A 1,541-nucleotide genomic window follows, 5' to 3' on the forward strand; every position below is an offset into this window, starting at 1 on the left:
CGGGCCCCTCACGCCGGCGTCGGGGCTCACGGCATTGCGACGGTCACCCGATGCGTTCCGGGTTCGGTCCCGAGGTCGACCTCGCGGATCCGGACACGGACCCGGTCGCCCTCGCCAAGTCCCGCGCGTTCCGCGTCGGTCACCGCCAGGAGAGCCACGAGGGTGTCCGAGAGGGCGAGCAGCACGACCCCACCCTGCGGAACGGCGACGACAGTCGCCGGCACCACCTCGCCGATCCGGCCGGAGAACGGCGCGGCGGGGTTCGCCTCCAGGGCCCTCGTGGACAGGTACACCACCGCGTTCGCCTCGTCGACGTACATCACCTCGGCCGTGACGACCTGGCCCACCCGCAGCCGGTCGTTGAAGTCACGGACGTACCCGGACGTGAGATGCAGCGTGTTGATCACGCCCCGGGCGTCGTCGAGCCGCACGAAGGCCACCGAACGCAGGACCCGCCGCACCACCCCGGAGCAGACGCGCCCGCTCGGAAACCGCGCTCGAAGATCCGCGACGACCCTCGCGTGATCCGGATCGGAACTCCCCACCATGCCGGGCTTCTCGCGTACTCGGACGGCAACCCACGGCCGGGTCGCAGCCCCACCCATCGACACCCACCACGTTCCGGTGGCACCGGCCCGTGCCCCACCGCGCCGCAGCCCGGCCCTGGTTCACGCATGGCGCTGCGGTCGTCCCCGTGGCGGATGCCTCGGGTCTGCCGACGCCCGGGGGAGGGTGTTCGTTGCCGAGCCCCAAGGCCACGGCCCAGGCCCACGAAGAGACCCGCGAACTCACAGGGTCCAGGCGAGGTGTTCGCCTCGGGTTCGCCGGCTCGCCGCCCGCCCCCTCCGACCCCCGGGTTCGGCCGCGGCTGCCGGCAGTATCGGCGCATGAACCTCTCCGAACAATTGGCCGAGTGGCAGGACATCGAGACCGCCATGCTCCGGCTCGGCAGGACACTCGGACTCTTCGAGCCTGACGACACCTACCTCGATCACAAGTGGGTGTTCTGGTCCCGCAACCCCCTCGGCGACATGCTCTACGGCACACTCCTGCAACTGGTCGAGATGGGAGCCGTGGAACGACGCGAGAACGAGAACGACGAGGGGGACGACGAGTTCCGCTGGTGCCCCGAGGGCGTGGCCCGTCTGAAGAAATGACTCCTGCGGGAGGCGGTCGCGACACCCGCCGTGCTGTGCGTCACCGGGGTGCCCGGTGTCGGCAAGACCGGGGCCGTGGCCGCCGCGCCGCGCCGCGCGCATCGCAACGTGAACGGGGCCGGGACGCGGCGTGGTTGACGTTCCGCTCCGCCCGACGATGGCGAGCGTGCCGGAGGCGTCACTTCGGCCGATCGCGGACTCGACCTATCACCGCTGATATCGGGCAGGGATTCAAAAGCAGGCGCCAAGCAGGTCCGCGAGGACGGGGGGCGCCGATATCCCGGCGCACGCCGCCCGCGGGCGGGTAGCGTCGCGGGATGATTCGATTGCGCACGGTCGCCCCGGCCGTGGCAGCCGCCGTGTTCCTCCTGGCGGGCTGTTCCG

At 71.4% G+C, this 1,541-nt stretch carries 2 protein-coding genes; one reads left to right on the forward strand and one right to left on the reverse strand.

Annotated elements, in window-relative coordinates; translation table 11 throughout:
• Positions 1-26: 26 nt before the first annotated feature.
• Positions 27-548 (reverse strand): S1 RNA-binding domain-containing protein, encoded by a 522-nt coding sequence (locus ACFXKZ_RS52415; RefSeq protein WP_380015675.1) that lies wholly within the window; start codon positions 546-548, stop codon positions 27-29.
• A gap of 339 nt (positions 549-887) precedes the next feature.
• On the opposite strand from ACFXKZ_RS52415, the gene ACFXKZ_RS52420 reads away from it, so the two are divergent.
• Positions 888-1,157 carry a hypothetical protein gene (locus tag ACFXKZ_RS52420; protein WP_380015678.1) on the forward strand — a complete coding sequence of 90 codons (270 nt, stop codon included), beginning with the start codon at positions 888-890 and terminating at the stop codon, positions 1,155-1,157.
• Positions 1,158-1,541: the final 384 nt, after the last annotated feature.

This window comes from Embleya sp. NPDC059237 (assembly GCF_042754105.1).
Lineage (GTDB): Bacteria > Actinomycetota > Actinomycetes > Streptomycetales > Streptomycetaceae > Embleya.